26 protein-coding genes and 1 other RNA gene are annotated in these 21,911 nt (G+C 69.7%); 17 read left to right on the top strand and 10 right to left on the bottom strand.

What is annotated here, in order from left to right; translation table 11 throughout:
* Positions 1-39 precede the first annotated feature (39 nt).
* From AC1RSK_RS04320 to ilvN, 3 genes are read left to right on the top strand one after another with little or no spacing between them, the layout of a single operon-like run.
* Positions 40-327 carry a BrnT family toxin gene (locus AC1RSK_RS04320; protein ID WP_492905848.1) on the top strand — a complete coding sequence of 96 codons (288 nt, stop codon included), beginning with the start codon at positions 40-42 and terminating at the stop codon, positions 325-327.
* Positions 314-634, top strand: coding sequence for a BrnA antitoxin family protein (locus AC1RSK_RS04315; RefSeq protein ID WP_492905846.1), 321 nt, complete (start codon positions 314-316; stop codon positions 632-634). Before AC1RSK_RS04320 ends, AC1RSK_RS04315 begins: the two co-directional genes overlap by 14 nt.
* Positions 631-1,182: an acetolactate synthase small subunit gene (gene ilvN / locus AC1RSK_RS04310; protein WP_492905844.1), complete on the top strand. Its 552-nt coding sequence runs from the start codon at positions 631-633 to the stop codon at positions 1,180-1,182. Before AC1RSK_RS04315 ends, ilvN begins: the two co-directional genes overlap by 4 nt.
* Here ilvN and AC1RSK_RS04305 read toward each other — a convergent pair whose 3' ends face one another.
* The gene (locus AC1RSK_RS04305; protein WP_492905842.1) at positions 1,183-2,550 is read right to left on the bottom strand and encodes an aminotransferase-like domain-containing protein; all 1,368 of its coding nucleotides are present in this window, start codon (positions 2,548-2,550) and stop codon (positions 1,183-1,185) included.
* Positions 2,551-2,635: 85 nt separating this feature from the next.
* Between AC1RSK_RS04305 and AC1RSK_RS04300 the strand changes: the two genes are divergently transcribed.
* The gene (locus AC1RSK_RS04300) at positions 2,636-3,001 is read left to right on the top strand and encodes a GFA family protein (RefSeq protein WP_492905840.1); all 366 of its coding nucleotides are present in this window, start codon (positions 2,636-2,638) and stop codon (positions 2,999-3,001) included.
* Positions 2,998-3,801, top strand: coding sequence for a PhzF family phenazine biosynthesis protein (locus AC1RSK_RS04295; RefSeq protein WP_492905839.1), 804 nt, complete (start codon positions 2,998-3,000; stop codon positions 3,799-3,801). Before AC1RSK_RS04300 ends, AC1RSK_RS04295 begins: the two co-directional genes overlap by 4 nt.
* A 43-nt stretch (positions 3,802-3,844) precedes the next feature.
* On the opposite strand, the gene AC1RSK_RS04290 is transcribed toward AC1RSK_RS04295, so the two are convergent.
* Complete coding sequence (locus tag AC1RSK_RS04290) at positions 3,845-4,513, bottom strand: aquaporin (protein ID WP_492905837.1); 669 nt, start codon at positions 4,511-4,513, stop codon at positions 3,845-3,847.
* A 133-nt stretch (positions 4,514-4,646) separates the two neighbouring features.
* On the opposite strand from AC1RSK_RS04290, the gene ssrA reads away from it, so the two are divergent.
* The 9 genes from ssrA to AC1RSK_RS04245 all read left to right on the top strand — a co-directional run bounded on the left by ssrA (position 4,647) and on the right by AC1RSK_RS04245 (position 13,465).
* Positions 4,647-5,009: a transfer-messenger RNA gene (gene ssrA / locus AC1RSK_RS04285) on the top strand.
* A gap of 154 nt (positions 5,010-5,163) precedes the next feature.
* Entirely contained in the window at positions 5,164-6,234 is a 1,071-nt protein-coding gene (locus AC1RSK_RS04280; RefSeq protein ID WP_492905835.1) for a lysozyme inhibitor LprI family protein, read from the top strand.
* An 80-nt stretch (positions 6,235-6,314) separates the two neighbouring features.
* Positions 6,315-7,076, top strand: a complete 762-nt coding sequence (locus AC1RSK_RS04275) for a class I SAM-dependent methyltransferase (protein ID WP_492905833.1) — start codon at positions 6,315-6,317, stop codon at positions 7,074-7,076.
* 79 nt (positions 7,077-7,155) lie between these two features.
* Positions 7,156-7,776, top strand: a complete 621-nt coding sequence (locus AC1RSK_RS04270) for a glycoside hydrolase family 19 protein (RefSeq protein ID WP_492905831.1) — start codon at positions 7,156-7,158, stop codon at positions 7,774-7,776.
* A gap of 165 nt (positions 7,777-7,941) precedes the next feature.
* Entirely contained in the window at positions 7,942-9,408 is a 1,467-nt protein-coding gene (gene pyk, locus AC1RSK_RS04265) for a pyruvate kinase (protein WP_492905829.1), read from the top strand.
* Positions 9,409-9,500: 92 nt separating this feature from the next.
* Positions 9,501-9,995, top strand: coding sequence for an SspB family protein (locus AC1RSK_RS04260; RefSeq protein ID WP_492905828.1), 495 nt, complete (start codon positions 9,501-9,503; stop codon positions 9,993-9,995).
* Positions 9,996-10,021: 26 nt separating this feature from the next.
* Complete coding sequence (locus tag AC1RSK_RS04255; RefSeq protein WP_492905827.1) at positions 10,022-10,807, top strand: C13 family peptidase; 786 nt, start codon at positions 10,022-10,024, stop codon at positions 10,805-10,807.
* Positions 10,808-10,867: 60 nt separating this feature from the next.
* Positions 10,868-12,967, top strand: coding sequence for a serine hydrolase domain-containing protein (locus AC1RSK_RS04250; protein ID WP_492905826.1), 2,100 nt, complete (start codon positions 10,868-10,870; stop codon positions 12,965-12,967).
* A gap of 120 nt (positions 12,968-13,087) precedes the next feature.
* Positions 13,088-13,465 carry a hypothetical protein gene (locus tag AC1RSK_RS04245; RefSeq protein ID WP_492905825.1) on the top strand — a complete coding sequence of 126 codons (378 nt, stop codon included), beginning with the start codon at positions 13,088-13,090 and terminating at the stop codon, positions 13,463-13,465.
* On the opposite strand, the gene AC1RSK_RS04240 is transcribed toward AC1RSK_RS04245, so the two are convergent.
* Positions 13,462-13,818, bottom strand: a complete 357-nt coding sequence (locus tag AC1RSK_RS04240) for a RusA family crossover junction endodeoxyribonuclease (RefSeq protein WP_492905824.1) — start codon at positions 13,816-13,818, stop codon at positions 13,462-13,464. The genes AC1RSK_RS04245 and AC1RSK_RS04240 overlap by 4 nt on opposite strands.
* Positions 13,819-13,902: 84 nt before the next feature.
* On the opposite strand from AC1RSK_RS04240, the gene fumC reads away from it, so the two are divergent.
* Entirely contained in the window at positions 13,903-15,291 is a 1,389-nt protein-coding gene (gene fumC / locus AC1RSK_RS04235; protein ID WP_492905823.1) for a class II fumarate hydratase, read from the top strand.
* Positions 15,292-15,493: 202 nt separating this feature from the next.
* Here the strand turns inward: fumC and AC1RSK_RS04230 are convergent, their stop codons facing one another.
* Positions 15,494-15,892: a YccF domain-containing protein gene (locus tag AC1RSK_RS04230; protein WP_492905821.1), complete on the bottom strand. Its 399-nt coding sequence runs from the start codon at positions 15,890-15,892 to the stop codon at positions 15,494-15,496.
* A 36-nt stretch (positions 15,893-15,928) separates the two neighbouring features.
* Here AC1RSK_RS04230 and AC1RSK_RS04225 point away from each other — a divergent pair, with 36 nt between their 5' ends.
* The gene (locus tag AC1RSK_RS04225) at positions 15,929-16,354 is read left to right on the top strand and encodes a GNAT family N-acetyltransferase (protein ID WP_492905820.1); all 426 of its coding nucleotides are present in this window, start codon (positions 15,929-15,931) and stop codon (positions 16,352-16,354) included.
* Between the two features lie 14 nt (positions 16,355-16,368).
* On the opposite strand, the gene AC1RSK_RS04220 is transcribed toward AC1RSK_RS04225, so the two are convergent.
* Genes AC1RSK_RS04220 through AC1RSK_RS04210 form a run of 3 tightly spaced genes read right to left on the bottom strand, consistent with a single transcriptional unit; the run spans position 16,369 to position 19,388 of the window.
* Positions 16,369-17,307: a glycosyltransferase family 9 protein gene (locus tag AC1RSK_RS04220; RefSeq protein ID WP_492905819.1), complete on the bottom strand. Its 939-nt coding sequence runs from the start codon at positions 17,305-17,307 to the stop codon at positions 16,369-16,371.
* Positions 17,304-18,449, bottom strand: a complete 1,146-nt coding sequence (locus AC1RSK_RS04215; protein ID WP_492905817.1) for a sensor histidine kinase — start codon at positions 18,447-18,449, stop codon at positions 17,304-17,306. The genes AC1RSK_RS04220 and AC1RSK_RS04215 overlap by 4 nt, the downstream gene beginning before the upstream one ends.
* A 3-nt stretch (positions 18,450-18,452) precedes the next feature.
* On the bottom strand, positions 18,453-19,388 hold the full coding sequence (locus tag AC1RSK_RS04210) for a polyprenyl synthetase family protein (protein ID WP_492906457.1): 936 nt from the start codon (positions 19,386-19,388) through the stop codon (positions 18,453-18,455).
* 171 nt (positions 19,389-19,559) lie between these two features.
* On the opposite strand from AC1RSK_RS04210, the gene AC1RSK_RS04205 reads away from it, so the two are divergent.
* Positions 19,560-20,294, top strand: coding sequence for a methyltransferase domain-containing protein (locus tag AC1RSK_RS04205; protein WP_492905816.1), 735 nt, complete (start codon positions 19,560-19,562; stop codon positions 20,292-20,294).
* A 45-nt stretch (positions 20,295-20,339) separates the two neighbouring features.
* Here AC1RSK_RS04205 and AC1RSK_RS04200 read toward each other — a convergent pair whose 3' ends face one another.
* From AC1RSK_RS04200 to AC1RSK_RS04190, 3 genes are read right to left on the bottom strand one after another with little or no spacing between them, the layout of a single operon-like run.
* Positions 20,340-20,903, bottom strand: a complete 564-nt coding sequence (locus AC1RSK_RS04200; protein ID WP_492905814.1) for a nucleoside 2-deoxyribosyltransferase — start codon at positions 20,901-20,903, stop codon at positions 20,340-20,342.
* Between the two features lie 8 nt (positions 20,904-20,911).
* On the bottom strand, positions 20,912-21,427 hold the full coding sequence (locus tag AC1RSK_RS04195; protein ID WP_492905812.1) for a hypothetical protein: 516 nt from the start codon (positions 21,425-21,427) through the stop codon (positions 20,912-20,914).
* 43 nt (positions 21,428-21,470) lie between these two features.
* A complete protein-coding gene (locus tag AC1RSK_RS04190) occupies positions 21,471-21,881 on the bottom strand; it encodes a hypothetical protein (RefSeq protein ID WP_492905810.1) in 411 nt (136 codons plus the stop codon).
* Positions 21,882-21,911: the final 30 nt, after the last annotated feature.

Genomic DNA, 21,911 nt, shown 5'->3' with positions numbered 1-21,911 from the left:
TCGCACAGCTTTGTATGTACATAATTGGACGTACATGATATGGAATTCGAATGGAATGCGGACAAGGCGCGGACCAATCGAAGCAAGCATGGCGTCAGTTTCGAACAGGCGACCGGCGTCTGGTTCGATCCGTTGCATCTGATCATTCCGGACCGAGTCGTAGACGGAGAAGAGCGCTGGTGGGCAATTGGCCGTATCGAGCCGGGCGGGCTTCTGGTGGTTGTTCATGCCTACCCGGATCCGGACGATGAGTCTCTTGTGCGCCTGATCAGCGCCAGAAAGGCGGAACCTCATGAGCGAAGACAGTACGAAGATGGTTCGCTTTAAGCCTCCTCCCGGCGGCTACGTGCCGACCGCCGAAGAACGGGCCGACCTTGAACGGCTGGAAGCCATGCCGGACGAGGAGATAGACTTCTCCGACATCCCGCCGATCACCGCCGAACAGTTCGCCAACGCTCGCCGCGGCGGCCCCTATCGCCCGGTCAAGCAACCCGTCACCATCCGTCTCGACGCAGACGTGGTCGGCTGGTTCAAGGACAAGGCCGGCGACGCGCCTTACCAGACCGAGATCAACCGGGTGCTCCGCCAGCATGTGGCGCGCCAGCTCCTGCAAGACCGAAAGAAGCGCGCTTGACCCTCCCCGCCCAACCCGCCTCCGCCTACGACCTCGCTCACGAGACCGAGGCCGAGCAGCTCGCCACCTTCGCCCTGCTGGTCGACAACGAGGCGGGGGTCCTGCACCGCGTGGTCGGGCTGTTCGCGGCGCGGGGCTACAACATCGAGAGCCTCACCGTCGCCGAGACCGACCGCAAGGCCCACACCAGCCGCATCACCATCGTCACCCGCGGCGCCCACCATGTGCTGGAGCAGATCGAGGCCCAGCTGGAGAAGGTGGTCAGCGTCCGCCGGGTGCATGACGTCACCAAGGACCCCAACGGCGTCGAGCGCGAGCTGGCGCTGGTCAAGGTCAAGGGGGCGGGGACCGAACGGGTCGAGGCTCTGCGGGTGGCGGAGATCTTCCGCGCCCGGGTGATCGACACCACCTCCGAAAGCTTCGTCTTCGAGATCACCGGCGCGCCGGGCAAGATCGACAGCTTCGTCGAGCTGATGCGGCCGCTGGGCCTGGTCGAGCTGTCGCGCACCGGCGTGCTGTCGATCGAGCGCGGCGCCGAAGGCATGTAGTCAGACCCGGGCGGTCTCGCCGTGCTCGCGGCCGGCGATCGCCCCGGCGACGATCCTCAGGCCCTGTTCCAGCCGCTCGCGGTCGCGCACCGCGCCCAGGCAGAGGCGCAGGCCGCGGGTCGCGCCCTGGCCGACCAGCGGCGCGTCGGGCGGGGTCAGCTGCACGCCGCCGCGCAGGGCCCGGCCGGCGACCCGCTCGGCTTCCAGTTCCGCCAGCGGCAGCCAGAGATGCAGGCTGGCCTGGCCGCCCGGCCGCTCGGCCGCCGGACCCAGAACCGCCAGGGCCAGGGTTAGTCGGGCCTGCGCTTCGACGATGTTCTCGCGAGCGATGGTCTCGGCGGTGCCGTCCTCGATCCATTGGACGGCGATCATCCGGCTGAAGGTGTCGCCGGCTCCGTACAGGCCCTCGAGGGCCAGCAGGATGCGGTCCTGTCCGGCCCGGTCAGGGGCGACCAGCACGCCGGCCCTCAGGCCTGGGGCGACCAGCTTGGACAGGCTGGCGAGGAAGAAGGTGCGCTCAGGGGCCAGGGCGGCGATCGGCGCATGGCGGGCGGGGCCGGCATAGAGGCCGTAGACGTCGTCCTCGATGATCCACAGGCCGTGCTGGCGGGCGATTTCGGCGATGGCCTGGCGGCGGGCCGGGCTCATGGTGCGGGCGGTCGGGTTCTGCAGGGTCGGCAGGACGTAGATAGCCTTGGCGCCGGACGACCGGGCGGCCGCCGCCAGCGCCTCGGGGACCATGCCCTCACCGTCGAGGGCGACGCCGGCGAGGCGGTAGCCGGCCGCCTCGGCCAGGGGCTTGAGGCCCATGTAGGTCGCCTCCTCGCAGAGCACCGCGTCGCCGGGCCGGCAGGCGGCGCCGAGGGCCAGGGCCATGCCCTGCTGGGCCCCGCCGCAGAGGATGACCTGTTCGGGCGCGAGGCCCGGCAGGCCGCAGGCCATGGCCAGCCAGGCGGCCAGGGCGGCGCGGTGGGTCATCTCGCCGGCCCGGGGAGCGTAGGTCAGGGCCGTCGCCAGGTCCGGCCGCCGCTGTAGCCGGGCGACCGCCTGGCCGATCAGCGCCTCGGCCCGGCCCATGGGCGGCAGGTTGCGGGAGAGATCGATCATCGCCTCGGCCGGCGGCGCGGCCCGCTCCGCCACGAACGAGCCCCGGCCGACCCGCGCCGAGATCAGGCCGCGCTGCTCGGCGGCCGCATAGGCCCGGGTCACCGTGCCGAGGCCCAGGCCGGCCGCATGGGCCAGGTCCCGCTGGGCCGGCAGGCGGGTTCCAGGCGTCAGGGCGCCGGCGTCGATGTCGCGCGCCAGGGCGGCCAGCAGCCGCTCATGCAGGGGCTCGCGTCCGTCGGGCAGTCTCGGCGTCCAGGTCATCGGCCCCTCCAATTGTCACGATACAATACTATGATTGACTCTGGATCAATCCTGTTGAAATTCCCCGTCAACAAGGAGACAAGCCATGGCCCGCTATGCCGGCGCCTGCCATTGCCGGGCGATCCGGTTCGAGGTCGACGCCGATCCGGTGGAGATGACGACCTGCGATTGCTCGCTCTGCGCCAGGCGCAACGCGGTGATGATCCAGGTCCCGCAGGTGGCGCTGCGGCTGCTGGCCGGCGAGGATCAGCTGGGAACTTACGTCTGGAACACCGGCGTCGCCCGCCACCACTTCTGCCGGCGGTGCGGCGTCTACACCTTCCATCGCAAGCGGGCCGCGCCCGAGACCTTCGGGGTCAATGTCTTCTGCCTGGAAGACTTCGACCCCGCCGCCCTCCCCGTCCGCCGCACCAACGGCGCCGGCATGTCGCTTCAGGAGCCGCATCCATGAAACTCCCGATCTACCAAGTCGACGCCTTCGCCGACGGCCCCTTCCAGGGCAACCCGGCCGCCGTGGTTCCCCTGGACCGTTGGCTCGAGCCCGAGCTGATGCAGGCCATCGCCGCCGAGAACAATCTGGCCGAGACCGCCTTCTTCGTCGCCGAGGGGGAAGGGTTCGGCCTGCGCTGGTTCACCCCCGCGGTTGAGGTGCCCCTCTGCGGCCACGCCACCCTGGCCAGCGCCCATGTCCTGTTCAGCCATCTGGGTTTTGGCGGCCGTGAGATCGTCTTCCAGACCCACAGCGGTCCTCTGCGGGTCAGCCAGGGCGAGGCCGGTCTGCTGGAGATGGATTTTCCCGCCCGTCGCGGGCCCGAGAGCCCCGTCCCGCCGGCGCTGGCGCAGGCCCTGGGCGCGGAGCCGCGCGCCGTCGTCGAGGGATTGACCATGCTGGCCATCTTCGACGACCCGGCGGCGATCGCGGCGATGACGCCGGACTTCGCGGCCCTGGCCCGGTTCTGCCGGCCACTGGACAACATCGGCGTGGCGGTGACGGCGCGGTATCAGGGGCCAGAGCCCTGGGACTTCGTCTCGCGCTTCTTCGCTCCGGCCAAGGGCATCGACGAGGATCCCGTCACCGGCGGCGCCCACTGCGCCCTGACGCCCTATTGGGCCGAGCGGCTGGGCAAGACCAGCCTGGTCGGCCGCCAGCTCTCGCGGCGCGGCGGCACGGTGCTGTGCGAGGACCGTGGCGACCGGGTCGGGCTGAAGGGTCGTTGCGCCGACTACCTGGTCGGCGAGATCTCGGTCTGAGAGCCCTCCCCGGCGCGCCGCGCCGGGGAACGCTCCGTTCCTGCTAGTCGCCGACCTTCAGCAGGTTGAAGCGGAACAGCAGGCCGCCAAGCGCCGCGCCGACGGCCGGGGCGACGATGAACAGCCACAGCTGGGCCAGGGCCTCGCCGCCGACCAACACCGCCGGTCCGAAGCTGCGGGCCGGGTTGACCGACACGCCGGTGACCTGGATGCCGACGATGTGGATCACCGCCAGGGTGATGCCGATGCCCAGGCCCGCGAAGCCGGGCGCCGAGCCGGCCCCGGTCGAGCCCAGTATGACGATGACGAACAGGGCGGTCATCACCACCTCGAAGATCAGCGCCGCCTGCATCGAATATTCGCCCAGATATCCCGGGCCCCAGCCGTTGCGGCCCAGGCCGCTCTCGGCCCCGGTCTTGGCCAGGACCATCAGGATGGCGGCCCCGGCCAGGGCGCCGAGGAACTGCGCCGCCCAGTAGAGCAGCATGTCCTTGACGCTCATCCGCCCGGCCACGAAGGCCGCCAGGCTGACGGCCGGATTGACGTGGCAGCCCGAGATCGGGCCGATGCCGTAGGCCATGGCGACGATGGCGAAGCCGAAGGCCAGAGCGATGCCCAGCTGGCCGACATGCTCGCCGCCCAGGACCGCGGCGCCGCAGCCGAACAGCACAAGGGTAAGGGTGCCGATGAATTCGGCGATGAACTTGCTCATATGACGTGTCTCCCGATTTGATCGCCCCCGATTTGGGAGAGGCGTGCCGGGAGCCTGAGCCAGTTCGCGCAAGTTGGGAACTGGCGAAAAACCGACGTTCTCTTCGGAGACCGCCCAGCCAATTCCGAGGGAGGTTATTCCCTTCGCAGGGTTCAGCGCCTATATTGGACCTGTTCGGGCTTGCCCGGACTATGGAGATAAACGCGCACGTAATAAGCGGACTGGACCCGGGTGCGATTCCCGGCGGCTCCACCATTCTCTCCCGAGTTATCACGGGAAGCGCGGGGCCGATCAGCATCGACAGACGTGTAAAGGTGATTGCTTTCTCTCGGCCTGACCCACCGTTTCGGGTTTTAAACTAACTGCGAACGATAACTTCGCTGAAGAGTTCGCCGTCGCCGCGTAATGCAGCGCCGGAGCACTCGCTCTAAAGCCCTGCGGGTTTAGCACCTTCAGGCGGGGCCCGGGGGGAGCCTGGCAACAGAATCCCCCCACCTTCTCCGACGGCTGATGAGGCTCCCCCTTCCTTTCCTGGAAGAATGCGGGAGCCTGGCAACAGAATCCCCCCACCTTCCTCCTGCATCCCCCATTTTGAGACTCCACCGGTCTCGTCGGCTGGGCGATAGTCCGTCCAAAGGCTGGAGGGTTTCATGCGTCTGTGGCGTCCGCTTGCGATTGTCAGTCTGCTCTTCTGCACGGCGGCGGCCGCCGAGCCCGAGTACTGGGGCGACGCTGAGTTCCACAAGGAATACGGCGACAGCGTCGCCATCTGCGCCAAATACCGCAAGGTCGAGCCGCCGGCCGCCGACCGGCCGACGGCCGCCCAGCTGGCGGCGCTGAAGGACTGCGATTCCGCGGACGCCTACTACGCCATCACCGGCGTGGAAGACCCGGTGAAGGCCCGCCAGTGCGCCTTCGTCGAGATGGCGCGGAACGAGAACGACGGACCGTCCGGGGCGGGCGTGCTGATGATGCTCTATGCCAACGGCCGGGGGGTGAAGCCTAACCTGCCCTACGCCATCCGCATGGCCTGCACGGTTGGTGGCGCGCCGTTCGAGGTCGAGGGCCGGATCAGCGCCCTGCAGGCGCGGATGAAGGGCGGCGAAGCCGACGCCGCCTTCGACTACTGCGACGACGTCACCAGCGGCTATGCCACCGCCCACTGCGCCATGATCGGCTCGCGGGTCGGAGACCACCAGCGGGAGACCCAGATCGCCGAGCTGGGGCGCGGCTGGACCCCGGCCCAGAAGGCGGCCTGGGGCAAGGTCGTCGCCGCCGAGACGGCTTACGCCGACGCCATGACCAACGGCGAGGTCGACCTCTCCGGCACCCTGCGCGGCGTCTTCGCCCTGGAGGCCGAGCGCGGGATCAAGGACCAGACGCTCGGCCTGCTGGAGGCGCTGGACGGCAAGGCGATGGACAAAGCCGGCCCCGGCCAATTCCAGCGCAGCGACGCGGCCCTGAACGCGGCCTGGAAGAAGGTCATGGCCAACAGCTTCGAGGACTCCGGCACCGTGACCCTGGGCGGGGTGCGCGGGACCCAGCGCGCCTGGATCAAGTACCGCGACGCCTGGAGCGGGTTCGCCAACCTGTCCTGGCCCGGCATGGGCGAGACGGCGGCCGACTACCTGACCAAGGAGCGGACCAACGCCCTGCTCTGCCTGATTGGCGACGACGCCTGCGTGGCGAAGCCGGAAGAAGACGACCCCGGCAACTTGTGAGTTTTTCGCACATCAATCGACCGATTGATCGATTGCCCGCCCGGGCCCTGGTCGGCAGGTTCGCGGCCAGGAGAACCGCCATGACCTTGAAACCCGTCGACTACGATGACCGCCAGCACGCCGTCTACGCCAAGGCCCGGGCCATCGCCCCGGACATGCTGACCCAGTGGATGGATGTCTTCGAAGACGTCATGCCGACCCGCCGGCCCCTGGCCATCCTCGACCTGGGCTCCGGCAGCGGCCGCTTTACGCCGGCCCTGGCGGCGCGGTTTGGAGGCCCCGTCACCGGCGTCGAGCCCTCGGCCGCCATGCGCCAGATGGCGCAGGCCCAAGGCGGCCCGCCGACCGTGCGCTACCTGGCCGGCGGGGCCTCGGCCGTTCCGCTGGACGACGCCTCGGTGGATGCGGTGCTGATGTTCCTTTCCTTCCACCACTTCCCCGACCGCGCCCTGGCGGCGCGGGAGATCGCTCGCGTGCTGGCCCCCAGCGGCCGGGTGCTGCTGCGCGGGGTCTTCTCCGACCGGCCGCCGGGCGAGTGGTGGAACCCCTTCTTCCCTCGCCTCGAGGAGATCGGCCGCCAGATGTTCCCGACGCTTGGCGAAACGACCGACCTGTTCGCCGCCGTCGGCCTGCATCCCGAGGGCCTCATCGAGGTAACAGAGCGCTATTCGGCCAATGAAGAGGAAGCGCTGGAACGCCTGCGGCTGAAGGGCATCTCGACCTTCGAGCACCTGACGCCGGCCGAGCTGGCCGACGGCTTCGCGGCGCTGGACCGGGCCGTCGCGGCCGGGACCTTGCGCATCCCGCTGACCGGCCGCAGCGACCTGCTCGTGCTCGGCTGAGGCGCCGCGCGACTTGCAGTTGTCCACCCCTTCGAAATGCTGTTGAGTTGCGGTTCAGCGTGGAAGGGGACTTGAGGCCATGGCCAGGATCAACGCCCAGAAATTCGCCGGCTTCGCGCCCAAGGCCCTGCCCGGCACCCTGCCCGCCCTCGAAGCGGCGGCCGCCAAGCATGGCCTGACCGACAAGCTGGTCCTCGCCCACTGGCTGGGTCAGATGTATGTCGAGAGCAAGGGCTTCTCGACCCTGACCGAGAACCTCAACTATTCGGTCGAGGGGCTGATGAAGACCTTCAGCCGCAAGCGGATCAGCGCCGCCGACTGCGCCAAGTTCGGCCGCACGCAGGGCCGCGCCGCCAACCAGAACGCCATCGCCAACATCGTCTACGGCGGCGCCTTCGGAAAATCGGACCTGGGCAACGACCAGCCCGGCGACGGCTGGCGGTTCCGCGGCGGCGGCGTCAAGCAGATCACCGGCCGCGCCAACTACCGCCAGGCCGGACACGAGGCCGATCCGGACGTGCTGCGGACCGACGTGAAGGCCTCGGCCGAGGCGGCGGCCAACTTCTTCGTCAAGCACAGGTGCGTCGCCGCCGCCCTGACCGACGACGTCAAGGCCGTGACCCTGCTGGTCAACGGTGGGACCAACGGCCTGGACGATCGCAAGGTGCGCACCGCCGCCGCCAAGAAGATCGTCGAGTAGGCCTGTACACAGGCTGGTGACCGGCGGGGGCGTTGACCTGGGGGCCGTTACAGGCCAGTTGCGGACGCTCTGAAAGACGGGCGCAACAAAGCCCGCATCGTGAAATTCCGCGGGACCGGCCGGAGAGGCGCGCAAACCTCCGACGACCCCGCCTTGGGAGCGTGAATGCCCGGTCGTCACCATATCCTGCGCCGCCGCCGCGCCAAGGTCGTCGCCACCCTGGGGCCCGCCTCGGCCTCGGCGGAGATGATCGAGGCCCTGCACAAGGGCGGCGCCGACGTCTTCCGTCTCAACTTCAGCCACGGCGACCACGCCGCCCACGCCCAGAACCTGGCCTGGATCCGGGCGCTGGAGAAGAAGACCGGCCATCCCATCGGCGTGCTGGCCGACGTCCAGGGGCCCAAGCTCCGCGTCGGCCGGTTCAGCAACGGCCATGTCATCCTGCAAAAGGGCCAGGCCTTCCGCCTCGACCTGTCGCCGACGCCGGGCGACGCCCGCCGCGTGCAGCTGCCGCATCCCGAGATCATCAACGCCGCCACGCCGGGGATGAATCTGCTGATCGACGACGGCAAGCTGAAGCTGCGCGTCGAGCATGTGCGCGAGGATCACCTGGAGACCACCGTCACGGTGGCCGGCCGGATCAGCGACCGCAAGGGCGTCAACGTGCCCGACGTCATGCTGCCGATCCCGGCCCTGACGGTGAAAGACCGAGAGGATTTGGCCTTCGCCCTGGAGGCCGGCGTCGACTTTGTCGGCCTCAGCTTCGTGCAGCGGGCCGAGGACGTCATCGAGGCGCGCGAGCTGGTCGCCGGCCGCGCCTGGATTCTGACCAAGCTGGAAAAGCCCCAGGCCCTGGTCAATCTCGACGAGATCATCGCCCTCAGCGACGCCGTCATGGTCGCCCGCGGCGACCTGGGCGTCGAACTGCCGCCGGAAGAGGTGCCGCTGGCTCAGCGCCGCATCGTCCGCAAGGCCCGGGAGCTGGGCAAGCCGGTCATCGTCGCCACCCAGATGATGGAGAGCATGATCAGCTCGCCGACCCCGACCCGGGCTGAGGCCAGCGACGTCGCCAACGCCCTGTTCGAGGGGGCCGACGCGGTGATGCTGTCGGCCGAGACCGCCGCCGGCCAGTACCCGCTGGAAGCCGTCGACATGATGGACCGCATCCTGACCCGCACCGAGCGCGACGAGGAATGGCGGCGGGTCATCGACGACCGGCCGCTGGCGGCGGAAACCACCTCCGCGGGGGCCATCGCCACCGCCGCCCGCCAGGTGGCCGACGCCTCCGGCGCCAAGGCCATCGCCGCCTACAGCCATGGCGGCTCAACCGCCTTGCGCATCGCCCGCCAGCGGCCGACCGCGCCGATCCTGGGCCTGACGCCCGTGGTCGAGACGGCGCGCCGCCTGACCCTGGTCTGGGGGGTCCATCCGGTGGTCATCGCCCCGCACGAGACGATGACGGCGGCGGTGTCGGGGGCGCTGGAAGCCGCCAGGCGCGAGGGTTTCGCCACCTGGGGCGACGAGATCGTGGTCACCGCCGGGGTGCCGTTCAACACGCCGGGGACCACCAATGCCCTACGCGTCGCCACGGTCTCCCGGGGTCCGCAACCGGCCGCCGGCGACGAGAACTGAAAATCGCTGTTCGCGTTGTGAATGAGCCGCTTTGCGCGCGGCTCGTGAACCGCTACGTTGACGCGAGTTTGTTTTAGGGAAGTGACGCCTCGATGGCCCAGGACAAGCCGCCCCAGGACCTGATGCACTACGAGGCCATGGCCCAGGACGCCCTGCGCGGCGTCGTCAAGGCGGCCCTGAAGCGGGCCGCCGCGCCCGGCGGCCTGCCCGGCGAGCACCACTTCTACATCACCTTCAAGACCAAGGCCCCGGGCGTTTCGGGCCCGCCGGAGGTGCTGGGCAAGTACCCCGACGAGATGACCATCATCCTGCAGCACCAGTACTGGGACCTGGCGCCGGGCGAGACTTTCTTCACCGTCACCCTGAAGTTCGGCGGCCAGCCCAAGCGGCTGTCGATCCCCTATGCGGCGGTGGTGCGATTCTTCGACCCCTACGTGCAATTCGGCCTGCAGTTCGAACCGCCCGAGGCCTTCGAGATCGCCGAAGAGGGCGAGGACTTCGACCACGGCGACGACGAAACGCCAGCGGCCGAGGCCGGCGAACCGGAGGCGAAGGTCGTCTCCCTGGACCAGTTCCGCAAGAAGTAGCAATCACCAACCCCCGGGGGCGATCGATGAGGCTTGTGTTGGCGGCGCTGGCGGGGCTGGTGGCCCTGGGCATCTCCGGTTCGGCGCCGGCGGCGCAGACAAGCTTCAAGGACTGGGCCGCCGTGGTCGTGGCCGGCGACTTCGCCGGGGCCCACAACGAGGGCGACACCGAGGCCTTCGACAACGCCCGCCGCGACGTCTCCAAGGCCCTGGTCGAGCGGATGGGCTTTTCGCCCCAGAACGTCCTGCAGTTCTCCGTCCGCCCCGACCGCTATCCCGACACCCACCCCGGCCGCAGCCGGCTGTTCGAGATTCACGACGGCCTGGCCGGCGCGGCCCAGAAGGCCAAGGCCGGCTGCCTGTTCTACTTCACCTCGCACGGCATCCAGTACGGGGCCTTCCTCAATTCCGAGGACCCGAAGAAGCAGACCGTCATCCTGCCCCAGGTGATGGCGGAGATGGTCGACAGCGCCTGCCCGGGCCGGCCCAGCATCGTCATCATCTCGACCTGCTTCTCGGGCGTGAACGTCCCGGCCCTGCAGGACGCCAACCGCATGGTGATGACCGCCTCGGCCAAGGATCGCAGTTCGTTCGGCTGCGGCCAGCAGAACACCTATCCCTACTTCGACGACTGCTTCCTGCAGTCGGTCAAGACGGTGAAGACCCTGGCCGCCCTGCCTCCGGCGATAACCGGCTGCGTCGAGCGGATGGAGCGCGAGACCGGCATGTCGCCGCCCTCGATGCCGCAGGTCTGGGTCGGTTCGACCCTCAGGCCGATGCTTATGCTTTACGCGTTCCCCAAGGGGAGTTAGCGAGGAGCGCAAATCCCCGGCCGCCCCCCACCCCGGCCGGAGAGGGAGAGCAGTGTGTCTGTGAAATCGGTTCTGAAGGGCGGCCTTGCGGCTGTCCTGTCCCTGGTCGTCGGCGCCGCGCCGGCCGTCGGATTCACCCAGGATCCCGCCCCGGCCACCCCCGCCGCCCCGATTCCCTACACGCCCGTTCCCGCAGCCCAGCCCAAGGCGCGCCCGCCCGCCGCCCGGGCTCGCCCGGCGCCGGCCGCCGCCACGCCCGCGGCGCCGGTCGCCAACGTCGTCGCCCCTGTCGCGCCCATCGACCCGGCCCAGCTGGAGGCCTTCGTCGACGGGGTGGTAACCACCAGCATGGCCCGCGACCACATCGCCGGTGTCACCGTCTCCATCGTCCAGAACGGCCAGGTGGTGATGAAGAAGGGCTACGGCTTCGATCGCCTCAGCCCCGCCCGCCGGGTCGATCCCGACCGCAGCCTGTTCCGCCTGGCCTCCATCTCCAAGACCTTCACCTGGATCTCGGTGATGCGGCAGGTCGAGGCCGGCCGCATGCGGCTGGACGCGCCGATCAACCTCTACCTGCCCGAATCCGCGCGGGTGCCCGACCAGGGCTTTGCGAAGGAGATCCGGGTCATCGACCTGATGAACCACCGCCCGGGCTTCGAGGATCGGGCCTTCGGCCAGCTGTTCGAAAAGGACCCGGCCCGCGTCCGCCCGATCCTCACCTGGCTGAAGCAGGAGCGGCCGCGCCGCGAATGGGCCCCGGGGACCGTGCCCGCCTACTCCAACTATGGCGTCGCCCTGGCCGGGGTGGCCGCCGCCCGCCAGGTCAACAAGCCCTTCGAGCAGATGATCGAGCAGGAGATCACCGGCCCGCTGGGCATGACCCGCACCACCTTCCGCGACCGCTATCCGCCCCGCCCCGACCTGCCCGCGCCGATGCCGGCCAACCTGGCCGGCGATGTGGCCGAGGGCTATTTCTGGAACGGCACCCGCTTCACCCCGCGGCCCTACGAATACGTCAGCCAGGCCGCCCCGGCCGGCGCCGTCTCCTCCACGGCCGCCGACATGGCCCGTTACATGACCATGCTGCTGAACGGCGGCGCGCTGGACGGCCAGACCATCTTCAATCCCCAGACCTCGGCCGGCTTCCGGACCGTGTCGGACCGCGCCACGCCGGGGGCCGGCGGCTTCGCCCACGGCTTCATGGAATTCCAGCTGCCGGGGAACCGCGTCGGCTACGGCCACGGCGGCGCGACCCTGAGCTTCATGTCCAACATGGTGGTGATCCCGGAACTGGGCCTCGGCGTCTTCATCTCGACCAACACCGAGACCGGCTATGGCCTGGAGGCCACCCTGCCCGGTCGGATCGTCGAGCGCTTCTACGGCCCGCCGCCGGCCGCGCCGCGCGTCTCGCAGTGGCTGAAGGACAACCGCGGGGCCTTCTCCGGCCAGTACCTGTCCTCGCGCCGCGCCTTCCACGGCATGGAAAAGTTCGTCGGCCTGTTCAACGGCCGGGTCACGGCCAAGGTCGACGGCCAGGGCCAGCTGGTGCTCAAGGACTTCAACGGCGTCACCATCTGGACGCCGCTGGACACCACCGGCCGCTTCCAGTCGGCCAGCGACTCGCGGGTCATCGTCTTCACGATGGAGAATGGCCGGGCGACCGGCTTCTACGACAGCATCGCCAGCCGCTACTCCAAACGGCTCAACATCCTCGGCAACGACTTCTGGCTGGTCTGGTCGGCGATCCTGGCCGGGCTGGCGGCGATCGTCACCGTCGTCGGCGCCCTGCTGCGCCTGCGACTGAACCTGCGCCAGACCACGGTTCAGGCCCGCGCCAGCCTGATCCAGACCATCCAGGCGGTGCTGTGGCTGATCATGCTGACCAGCTTCATCCTGTGGTTCGGCAAGGTCGGCGACGTCGCCGCCATCTTCTACGACTGGCCGGGCCCGCTCTTAATCATCGCCTCGTCCTGCGGCCTGGTGGCGGCCATCCTCAGCGTCGTGGTGGTCATCCTCACCCCCTTCGTCTGGCAGGGCGGCCGGCGGGTCGACAGCTTCACCCAGGGGCGCAAGCTGCGCTTCACCTGGACGGCGGCGGTCTTCCTGCTGTTCTCGGTGGTCCTGGCCTTCTGGGGCGCCATCTTCCCTTGGGCCAACTAGGGGGCGGACTGAGGCGGATTGGCGCAGCGGTTAAGTTTTCAACAACCATTACGCGGCGCCCCCTTGTCGGCACGGCTCTGGCAGAGCAACCCTTGTCATCAGGGACTGTGGGGTTGGGTCGTGTCAAAAGAAGACGCTTTTGCCTACGGAATTGCCGGGGTGGCCGCCTGGGTCGCCGTGACCGCCTTCTACGGCGCGTTCGGCGGCGGCATCCTGGAGAGCAGCTTCCTGGCCTATGCGGCCAACGCCGCCCTGGCGACCGCCGCCATGGGGGTGGCCTTCTGCATCGCCACCCGCCTGCGCCGCACGCCGCGCGGCCGCCGGGCCCTGCCGGCGCTGGTGTTCTTCGCGCCGGGCCTGGTTGGCGGGCTGATCGCCCTGCTCAATCTGCAAAGCCTGTTCCCGCAAGCCAGCCAGGGCCGTTACGGCGCCTTCCTGCTGGTCGCCTATGCGGCGGTGGCGATCCTCTCGATGGAAAAGCCGCGGCGGCGAATCTAGTCCCGCTTCTGGACGCGGATGCTGATCCGCTCCCGCTCGCCCTGCCGCCGCTCGACCAGCAGCTTCCAGACCTGGGCGTCGTCGTGGAAGGCATAGCCCTTGATGGCGTCGAGCAGGGCCTTGGCCAGGTTGTCCAGGTCCATCCACGGCGGATCGCCGGTGTAGTCCATGAAGATCTCGACCGAGAACTCGCCCCATGCCGGCCGCGAGCCGCGCCAGGACTTGCGGAAGAACTCGTAGATCAGCGGCTTGTAGTAGCGGGCCTGGGTGGTCAGGCCGTCGACGACGATCTCCAGCACGCCGCCCTCCTCGCGGGCCCGGACCTTGCCGTGCTGTGTCCAGTCATCGCTCATTCGGTCCTTCTAGACCGTCGCGCCCCTTGCAGTCTGCCCCCCTCGCGCTAAACCCCTGCCAGCCATTCTGACAGGGACCCGCCGATGACCAGCCGCACCGAAACCGACACCTTCGGCCCCATCGAGGTCGACGCCTCCCGGTACTGGGGCGCGCAGTCGCAGCGGTCGATCGGTAACTTCAAGATCGGCTGGGAAAAGCAGCCCCTGCCGGTGGTCCGGGCCCTGGGCATCGTCAAGCGCGCCGCCGCCGAGGCCAACGCCTCGCTAGGCCGCCTCTCCCCTGACCTGGAGAAGGTCATCGTCGCCGCCGCCACCGAGGTGATCGAGGGCAAGCTCAACGACCACTTCCCGCTGGTCGTCTGGCAGACCGGGTCGGGCACCCAGTCGAACATGAACGCCAACGAGGTGATCTCCAACCGCGCCATCGAGATGCTGGGCGGCGAGATGGGCTCCAAGAAGCCGGTCCACCCCAACGATCACGTCAACATGAGCCAGTCGTCGAACGACACCTACCCGACGGCCATGCACATCGCCGCCGCCGAACAGGTGGTCCACGACCTGATCCCGGCCCTCAAGCATCTGCACACCGCCCTCGACGCCAAGGCCAAGGCCTGGGCCCACATCATCAAGATCGGCCGCACCCACACCCAGGACGCCACCCCCCTGACCCTCGGCCAGGAGTTCGGCGGCTATGCCCAGCAGGTGGCCAACGGCATCGAGCGCATCGAGCTGACCCTGCCCAAGCTGATGGAACTGGCCCAGGGCGGCACGGCCGTCGGCACCGGCCTGAACGCCCCTATCGGGTTCGCCGAAAAGGTCGCCGAGCGGATCGCCGCCATCACCGGCCTCAACTTCACCACCGCCCCCAACAAGTTCGAGGCCCTGGCCGCCCACGACGCCATGGTCTTCACCCACGGCGCCATCAACACCGTCGCCGCCAGCCTGTTCAAGATCGCCAACGACATCCGCTTCCTGGGCAGCGGCCCCCGCGCCGGCCTTGGCGAACTGAACCTGCCCGAGAACGAACCCGGCAGCTCGATCATGCCCGGCAAGGTCAACCCGACCCAGTGCGAGGCCCTGACCATGGTCTGCGCCCAGGTGTTCGGCAACCAGGCGACCATGACCTTCGCCGGGGCCAGCGGCCACTTCGAGCTCAACGTCTTCAACCCGGTGATGGCCTACAACTTCCTGCAGTCGGTGCGCCTGGTCGCCGACGCCGCCATCAGCTTCACCGACAACTGCGTGGTCGGCATCGAGCCCCGCGAGGACAACATCAAGGCCGGCCTGGAGCGCAGCCTGATGCTGGTCACCGCCCTGAACGGCAAGCTGGGCTACGACATCTGCGCCAAGATCGCCAAGACCGCCCACAAGAACGGCACCACCCTGCGCGAGGAAGCTGTCGGCGGCGGCTATCTGACGGACGCGGAGTTCGACGAGTACATGCGGCCGGAACTGATGATCGGGCCGAACTGAAACCTCCCTCCCCGAATGGGGAGGGCAGGCCCCCCGGGTCCGACCGAAGGTCGGCCCGAGGACAGGCTACGGCCGGGTGGGGCAGTGGGTCACCGCTGCCCGCCAGCCAGGCTTCTCGGCGCTTGATCGCGAAGGACGCGTACCGACTTCCCCACCCGACGCGCGTAACCGCGCGTCTACCCTCCCCATTCGGGGAGGGAGGTCAGGGCTTTTCCACCACCGTCTTGCCGATGGGGGCCAGCGCCAGCACCGCCAGCTGCAGGTCCTTCAGGGCGAACGGAATGCCGATGATGCTGATGAACTCGGCGATGGCGATCAGCAGGTGGCTGAGCGCGATGTACCAGCCAGCGAAGATGAACCAGATGACGTTAAGCACCACACCCAGGCCGCCGGTGCCGATGTCGCTCATCCCCAGGCTCTCGCGGCTGACCACCTCCTTGCCGAACGGCCAGAAGGAGAAGCCGGCGATGCGCCAGGCGGCGGCGGTGTAAGGCAGGCCGACAATGGTGATGGCCAGGATCGCCCCGCCGAGCAGCCAGAGCAGGCCCGACAGCCAGCCGCCGAAGATGAACCACAGGATGTTGAGGATCAGGCGGATCATGGCAGGGTTCCTCAAAGGTCCGGAGACCTTGATGTGATGCAGATCGTACGGGTTGTCGAGGCGTTGCCCGAGGGTTTCGAGGCGCTGCGCTCGGCCGCCCGCGCCGAGGGCGTCCGCAACCTCGACCGGCTCGCCGAGCAATGGGCCGACGGCAGTCAACGGTTCGCCGAGCCCGGCGCCCTGTTCGCGGCCTTTATCGGCGGCGAACTGGCCGGCGTCGGCGGGGTGGCGCCACAGGCCGGGCTGGCGGCCATGCGCATGCGCCGCCTCTATGTGGCGCCGGCCTTCCGCCGGGCCGGCGTCGGCCAGGCCCTGGCCGGGGCGATGATCCAGCAGGGCCTGCACGCGGCGCACCTCCTAACCGCCCACGCCCGGGCCAGCGAGGCGGCGGCGCCATTCTGGGAGGCGATGGGGTTTGAACCGACGGATGGCGATGACTTCACCCATCAACTACGCGGCTGACCTCCGCAGCCTCGTCAGGCCCTGATCCGCGACACCGCGTCCAGCACGGCGGCCAGGTCGAGGTCGGCCAGGTCATCCCGGCGCAGGATTTCCACCGGCTGTCCCTCCCGGATCGGTCGCGGCGCGCTGAGGTCGGGGTTGCTCTCGGCCGAGAACAGCACCAGGCCCGGCGCGCCGGCGGCGATGGCGATGTGGGCCGGGCCGGTGTCGTTGCCGACCACCAGGGCGGCGCGGCGCGCCAGGTCGGCGATGTCGCCGAAGCTGGTCTGGCCGACCAGGATCTGGGCGCGAGGCTCGACGCCCTGGATGGTCGCCGCCAGCGCCGCCTCCTCCGGGCCGTGGCCCAGCACCAGCGGCGTGATCCCCTGCCCGGCCAGCGCCTTGGCCAGTTCACCGTAGCGCTCGGCCGGCCAGCGCTTGGCCGGCCGGTGCGGGGCGCCGCCGGGGACCAGCAGGGCGAAGGACTGCGGCGGGCGGAGATCAGCCTTGCCGGTCAGCCAGCCGATGTCCGGCGGCCCGACCTCGGCGATGCCGGCGATGCGCAGCTGCTCCCGCTGGCTGTCCTGGACATGCAGCCGGTCGCGCTCGGGCCCGCCATACTCGAAGGCCGCCCCCGGGGCGTTGCCGGACCACGGCGGCCGCTTCGGCCACAGCAGCTGAAAGTAGCGAACCGTGCGGCCCTGGGTCTGCAGGTCGTAGACCCGGGCGAAGCCGGCCCTGCGGATGCGGCCGATCAGCCGCGCCACCGCTCCAAGGTCGCCCCAGCCGGGCCGGCCATCGGTCCAGACCTCGTCGAACCAGCCGGTCGCCCGGGCCATCGCCTCAAACGGCGGGGTGGTCAGCAGGGTGATCCGGGCCGCCGGATGATGCGCCCGGATCGCCTTCATCGGCCCGGTGGCCTGGATGAAGTCGCCGAGGGCCGAGAGCTTGATCACCAGGATCGTCTCGCTCACGCCCCCAGGACTCCCGAGACCAGGGCGCCCCGATCGAGCGGCGCGATGCGCGGCGAGATCGGCGCGCTCAGCTCATAGTCCAGCCCTTCGCTGCCGAACCGCACCTCCGCCTTGCCGCCCAGGTCACGGGCCAGACCCTTCTCGGCCAGCCGCAGGCCAAAGCCCTTGCGCCGGGGCGTCGCCGACGGCCCGCCGCGCTCGATCCAGCGCATGTGGAACCGGTCGCCCTCGAACGACAGGGTCAGGTCGACCGTCCCGTTGGCGCTGAGCGCCCCATGGCGGCGGGCGTTGTCGAGCAGCTCGTGCAGCGCCAGCACCAGGCTGACCGCCGTCTCGTTGGCCAGCACGCCGCCGTCGGCGGTCAGCCGCAGCCGCCCCTCCAGCACCTCCGGGGCCGAGCGGATCGCCCGATCCAGGCATTCGCCCAAGGTCGCCCCGGCCCAGTCGTGGTGGGCGAGGATCTCATGGGCCTGTGACAGGGCCATCAGCCGGCCGTTGAAGCCTTCGACGAAGGCCTCCGGCGAGGCCGCGCCCTTCAGGGTCTGGTTGGCGATCGAAAGGGTGGCGGCCAGGGTGTTCTTGACCCGATGGTCCAGCTCGCGGATCAGCGCCTCGCGCCGGGCCAGCGACTGTCCCAGGCTGGCGAGCAGGCTGACGTTCTCCAGCGCCGTGGCCGTGGCGCGGGCCACCATGGCCAAGCTCTCGACCTCTTCGTCGGTCGGCCGGCGCGGATGGTCCCAATAGGCGCCGATGGCGGCCAGCGGATCGCTGGGGCGCACCGGCGTCATCACCAGGCTGCGCACGAAGGTCGGGCGATAGGCGTCCTGCGGGATGCGGGCGTCGTCGCGGATTTCCGGGATGACTACCGTCTCGCGGTTCATCATCGCCCAGCCGCTGATGCAGGTCTCCATCGGAAACCGCTTGCCCTTCCACAGCGGGCCGATCGCGTCCTCGTCGAGGTAGTGGCAGAAGTCCCCGTCGCGCAGCACGAAGGTGACGCCGTGGGCGCCGCTCATCCGCCGGGCGCTGGTGCGCACCACATCGGCGACCGCCTGAACCGTCCGCGCGCCGCTGAGGTGCTCGATGGCGTCGACCAGCACGGAGATGGGGGATTCGCCGGCCAGAGGCTGCGCGGCGTCCATGCGCTAGGCGCTCCGGGTGACCGCGAAGTCGGCGAGGTCTTCCAGCGCCCGGCGCCAGTCGCCGGAGGGCATGCAGTTCAGGGCGTCCTTGGCCTCGGCCGCGAAATCGGCGGCAAGATCGAGCGTCGCCTGGCCGGCCCCGGTCAGCTTGATCAGCTCGCGGGCCCGCAGGAAGTCGCTGTCGTCCTGCTCGCGGCGGCCGATGGTGCGCTCCCAGAAGGCCGCCTCCTGGGCGCCGGTGGCGGCGATGGCCAGCAGCAGCGGCAGGGTGGCCTTGCCTTCGCGGAAATCGTCGCCGGCGTTCTTGCCCAGGGTCTCGGTCGCGCCGCCGTAGTCCAGCGCGTCGTCGGACAGCTGGAAAGCCAGACCCAGGTTCATGCCGTAGGTGCGCATGGCGCGTTGCTGGTCCTCGGAGGCCCCGGCGCTGACCGCGCCCGCCTCGGCGGCGGCGGCGAACAGCTCCGCAGTCTTGGCGCGGATGATCTCCAGATAGATTTCCTTGGAGAGGTTAAGATCGTGTGCCCGGGTAAGTTGCAGGACCTCGCCCTCGCTGATCACCCCGGCCGCCTTGGCCAGAATGTCGAGGGCCCTCAAGGAGCCGGCCTCGACCATCAGCTCGAAGGCGCGGGCGAACAGGTAGTCGCCGACCAGCACGCTGGAGGGCGCGCCCCAGATCAGATGGGCCGCCACCTTGCCCCGGCGCAGTTGGGATGAGTCGATGACGTCGTCATGCAGCAGGGTGGCGGTGTGGATGAACTCCACCGCCGCCGCCAGCTTCAGGCAGTTGTCCGTGGTCGAGCCGGCCAGCCGCGCGGCGGCCACCGTCAGCAGCGGCCGCAGCCGCTTGCCGCCGGCGTTGATCAGATGGTCGGCCAGGGCGGGAATCACCGCCACCGGGCTCTGCATCCGGGCCGATATCAGGGCGTTGACGCCGTCCATGTCGGCCGCGCCCAGGTCGACGAGCAGGTCGACGGACGCAGGCTGGCGTTCGACGTCGGCGTTCACTGCGACCAAGCGAGCGGCTCCTTGCAACACCTGCGGCCGCCGTTGCGGGGGCCGCAGGCTCGGGATAGGTCAGGACAGGGGCTCGCACAAGGCATAGCAGGCGGAATGGACCTTACCCGGGATCGGTTGCTGGGCGGACGGATCGAGATCGACCAGCCGGCCCGCGGATACCGGGCCGGCATGGACGCCGCCCTGCTGGCGGCGGCCTGCGACGCGCGAGGGTCGGAGCGGGTGCTGGAAGCCGGCTGCGGCGTCGGCGGAGCCCTGCTGGCGGCGGCGGCCAGGCGGCCGGGGACGCGCTTCGTCGGGGTCGAGCGCGACGGCGCGATGGCCGACCTGGCGCGGGCCAACGCAGCGGCCAACGGCATGGCCGAGCGGGTGGAGATCGTCACCGGCGAGGTCGAGGCGGGCTTCCGGGCGCTGGACCTGCCCCCCTTCGACCACGCCTTCAGCAACCCGCCCTTCTTCGACGACCCCGCCGCCCTGCGCGCGCCCGACCCGGCCAAGGCCGGCGCCTGGATGGCCGACGGCGGCCTGGCGGCGTGGACAGGGTTCCTGCTGAAGGCGGCGCGCGAGGGCGGCTCGATCACCATCATCCACCGCGCCGACCGACTGGCCGACATCCTGGCGCTGCTGGCGCCGAAGGCCGGCTCGTTCCGCATCCGCCCCATCCAACCGTTCGCCGACGAGCCCGCCAAGCGGGTGATGGTGCGGGCGATCAAGACCGGCAAAGCCCCGCTGGCGCTGCTCCCAGCCCTGGTGCTGCATGCGAGGGACGGGGCGAAGCATACCGCGGAAGTCGAGGCGATCCTGCGCGGCGAGGTGGCTCTGGGCTGGTGATCGAGGAGAACCTCCCTCCCCATGAACGGGAGGGATATCCGCGCCCTATTCCGCGTACATCCGCAACGCCTCCAGACACATCCCGAACCCCGTCAGGTCATGCATCGGATCGTCGGTGACGATCACGAACAGGCGCCGCAGTTCCGCCCACAGCATGGTCGCCTCCGGCAGGCCCAGGTCCTCGATCTCGCAGTCCTCGCCGTCGCGCCAGACGCCGGCGTCGTCCGGCCGGGCGCCCATCCAGGCCTCAACCCGCTCGCGGTACTCCGCCTCCAGCTCGTCGCTGAGGTTGATCCAACCGACCAGCGGTTTACCCAGCCCCGCCAGGAAACCCATCTCGAAGGTCGCCGCCGCGTCGGCCGCCGGGCCGCGAAACGGCGTCAGGTTGACGATCCCCGCATCGGCCCGCCGCAGCCGCGACACCCGCTCGGCGTACATGGCCCGCGCCGCCAACTCCCCGGCGTCGCGCACTTCGGCCGGCAACACCGCCGGCTCCAGCACCAGGAAGCCCGCCTGCTCGGCGACCAGCCGTTGGCGCTCCAGATGGGCGTCGGCGTCGGGGTACCAGAGGTCGGGCCCGGCCAGGAACAGGGATTGGATGCGGCGCATATCCCTACCTAAGCGGCCAAGGCCCCGCTTGAAAGGCGGGCGACTGCCGAACGCAGCAGGGCGCGGGCGTACAGCCGGTGAATCCCGGCCAGGGCCCGGAAGATCCCGGCGCTGACCTTGTCTCCCTCCCGCGGCGCCACCGCGGAGCCGAAATACAGGGTCGTGGCCGGAGCCCCGTCAGCCGTCCCCCGCGCCGTCATCAGCCAGGACCGCGTCAGACCCTGGTAGTCGCAGACCAGAAGCTGGTCGGCCGTCCGGTCCTCCACCGTCCAGGCGGCGAAGGCGGCGGTGTTCCCCGCGGCCAGCTCGCGAACCTGCAGGTCCGTCGAGGGGCGCCGCACGGTCCAGGCCAGGAACAGCCGCTCCAGCTTGAACAGGGCTGAGGTGTAGAAGGCCTCGACGTAGCGGGCCTGACTGACATGCCCCGCCACGGTGGTGACAAAGCAGTCCGTATAGGCGCCGGCGTCGCGGTAGCGGGCGAGCAGGGCGCCGGCGGGCAGGCTCTGGGCGGTGACAGGGGTCATGGCGGCGATGCTTGCGTGGTTGCGCCGCTCAGCGCCAGCTCTGTTACTGCGGCTGGCCTTTGAACACCGCCGATACGTTGGTCTCGTTCTCGGGATTGATGCGGCAGGCCGCCCCGTCCTGAAGCACCTCGCAGCCGGTCCAGGCCACCGACCAGTCGCGGCCATGGGCGCCCTTCATGCCTTTGGCGCTCAGCACCACCGGCTTGCTCCGGCGCACCCAGACCCAGCACTGCCGGTTTTCATGCTCGGTGTATTTGTAGAGGTCGGGCCCGCAGTTGACGCCGACCACGCCGTCGCTGACCACGACGGTCTTCGGCCCCATGTCACCGGACACGGTGACCCGCAGGATGACGGTGTTGTCGGCGCGGATCTCGAGGCCGGACACTTCGGTCTGGGCCAGCGCCGGCCCCGCGATCAGCGCGGCCAGGCCGACGCCGAAAAACATACGCTTCACGATCGAAAAACTCCCCCGTCCGGCCCCAAA

The organism is Caulobacter sp. GW821-FHT11A05 (assembly GCF_058809015.1).
Note: the sequence above shows the minus strand (reverse complement) of the source record. Positions and strands in the feature narration are given on the sequence as shown.

Coding starts and splice junctions, on each gene's coding strand:
- fumC (WP_492905823.1), top strand. CDS start 13,903: ATGACCAGCCGCACCGAAACCGACACCTTCGGCCCCATCGAGGTCGAC.
- AC1RSK_RS04295 (WP_492905839.1), top strand. CDS start 2,998: ATGAAACTCCCGATCTACCAAGTCGACGCCTTCGCCGACGGCCCCTTC.
- pyk (WP_492905829.1), top strand. CDS start 7,942: ATGCCCGGTCGTCACCATATCCTGCGCCGCCGCCGCGCCAAGGTCGTC.
- AC1RSK_RS04200 (WP_492905814.1), bottom strand. CDS start 20,903: ATGCGCCGCATCCAATCCCTGTTCCTGGCCGGGCCCGACCTCTGGTAC.
- AC1RSK_RS04320 (WP_492905848.1), top strand. CDS start 40: ATGGAATTCGAATGGAATGCGGACAAGGCGCGGACCAATCGAAGCAAG.
- AC1RSK_RS04275 (WP_492905833.1), top strand. CDS start 6,315: ATGACCTTGAAACCCGTCGACTACGATGACCGCCAGCACGCCGTCTAC.
- AC1RSK_RS04305 (WP_492905842.1), bottom strand. CDS start 2,550: ATGACCTGGACGCCGAGACTGCCCGACGGACGCGAGCCCCTGCATGAG.
- AC1RSK_RS04205 (WP_492905816.1), top strand. CDS start 19,560: ATGGACCTTACCCGGGATCGGTTGCTGGGCGGACGGATCGAGATCGAC.
- AC1RSK_RS04270 (WP_492905831.1), top strand. CDS start 7,156: ATGGCCAGGATCAACGCCCAGAAATTCGCCGGCTTCGCGCCCAAGGCC.
- AC1RSK_RS04195 (WP_492905812.1), bottom strand. CDS start 21,427: ATGACCCCTGTCACCGCCCAGAGCCTGCCCGCCGGCGCCCTGCTCGCC.
- AC1RSK_RS04280 (WP_492905835.1), top strand. CDS start 5,164: ATGCGTCTGTGGCGTCCGCTTGCGATTGTCAGTCTGCTCTTCTGCACG.
- AC1RSK_RS04240 (WP_492905824.1), bottom strand. CDS start 13,818: ATGAGCGATGACTGGACACAGCACGGCAAGGTCCGGGCCCGCGAGGAG.
- AC1RSK_RS04255 (WP_492905827.1), top strand. CDS start 10,022: ATGAGGCTTGTGTTGGCGGCGCTGGCGGGGCTGGTGGCCCTGGGCATC.
- AC1RSK_RS04210 (WP_492906457.1), bottom strand. CDS start 19,388: ATGGACGGCGTCAACGCCCTGATATCGGCCCGGATGCAGAGCCCGGTG.
- AC1RSK_RS04315 (WP_492905846.1), top strand. CDS start 314: ATGGTTCGCTTTAAGCCTCCTCCCGGCGGCTACGTGCCGACCGCCGAA.
- AC1RSK_RS04225 (WP_492905820.1), top strand. CDS start 15,929: ATGCAGATCGTACGGGTTGTCGAGGCGTTGCCCGAGGGTTTCGAGGCG.
- AC1RSK_RS04290 (WP_492905837.1), bottom strand. CDS start 4,513: ATGAGCAAGTTCATCGCCGAATTCATCGGCACCCTTACCCTTGTGCTG.
- AC1RSK_RS04215 (WP_492905817.1), bottom strand. CDS start 18,449: ATGGACGCCGCGCAGCCTCTGGCCGGCGAATCCCCCATCTCCGTGCTG.
- AC1RSK_RS04230 (WP_492905821.1), bottom strand. CDS start 15,892: ATGATCCGCCTGATCCTCAACATCCTGTGGTTCATCTTCGGCGGCTGG.
- AC1RSK_RS04300 (WP_492905840.1), top strand. CDS start 2,636: ATGGCCCGCTATGCCGGCGCCTGCCATTGCCGGGCGATCCGGTTCGAG.
- AC1RSK_RS04260 (WP_492905828.1), top strand. CDS start 9,501: ATGGCCCAGGACAAGCCGCCCCAGGACCTGATGCACTACGAGGCCATG.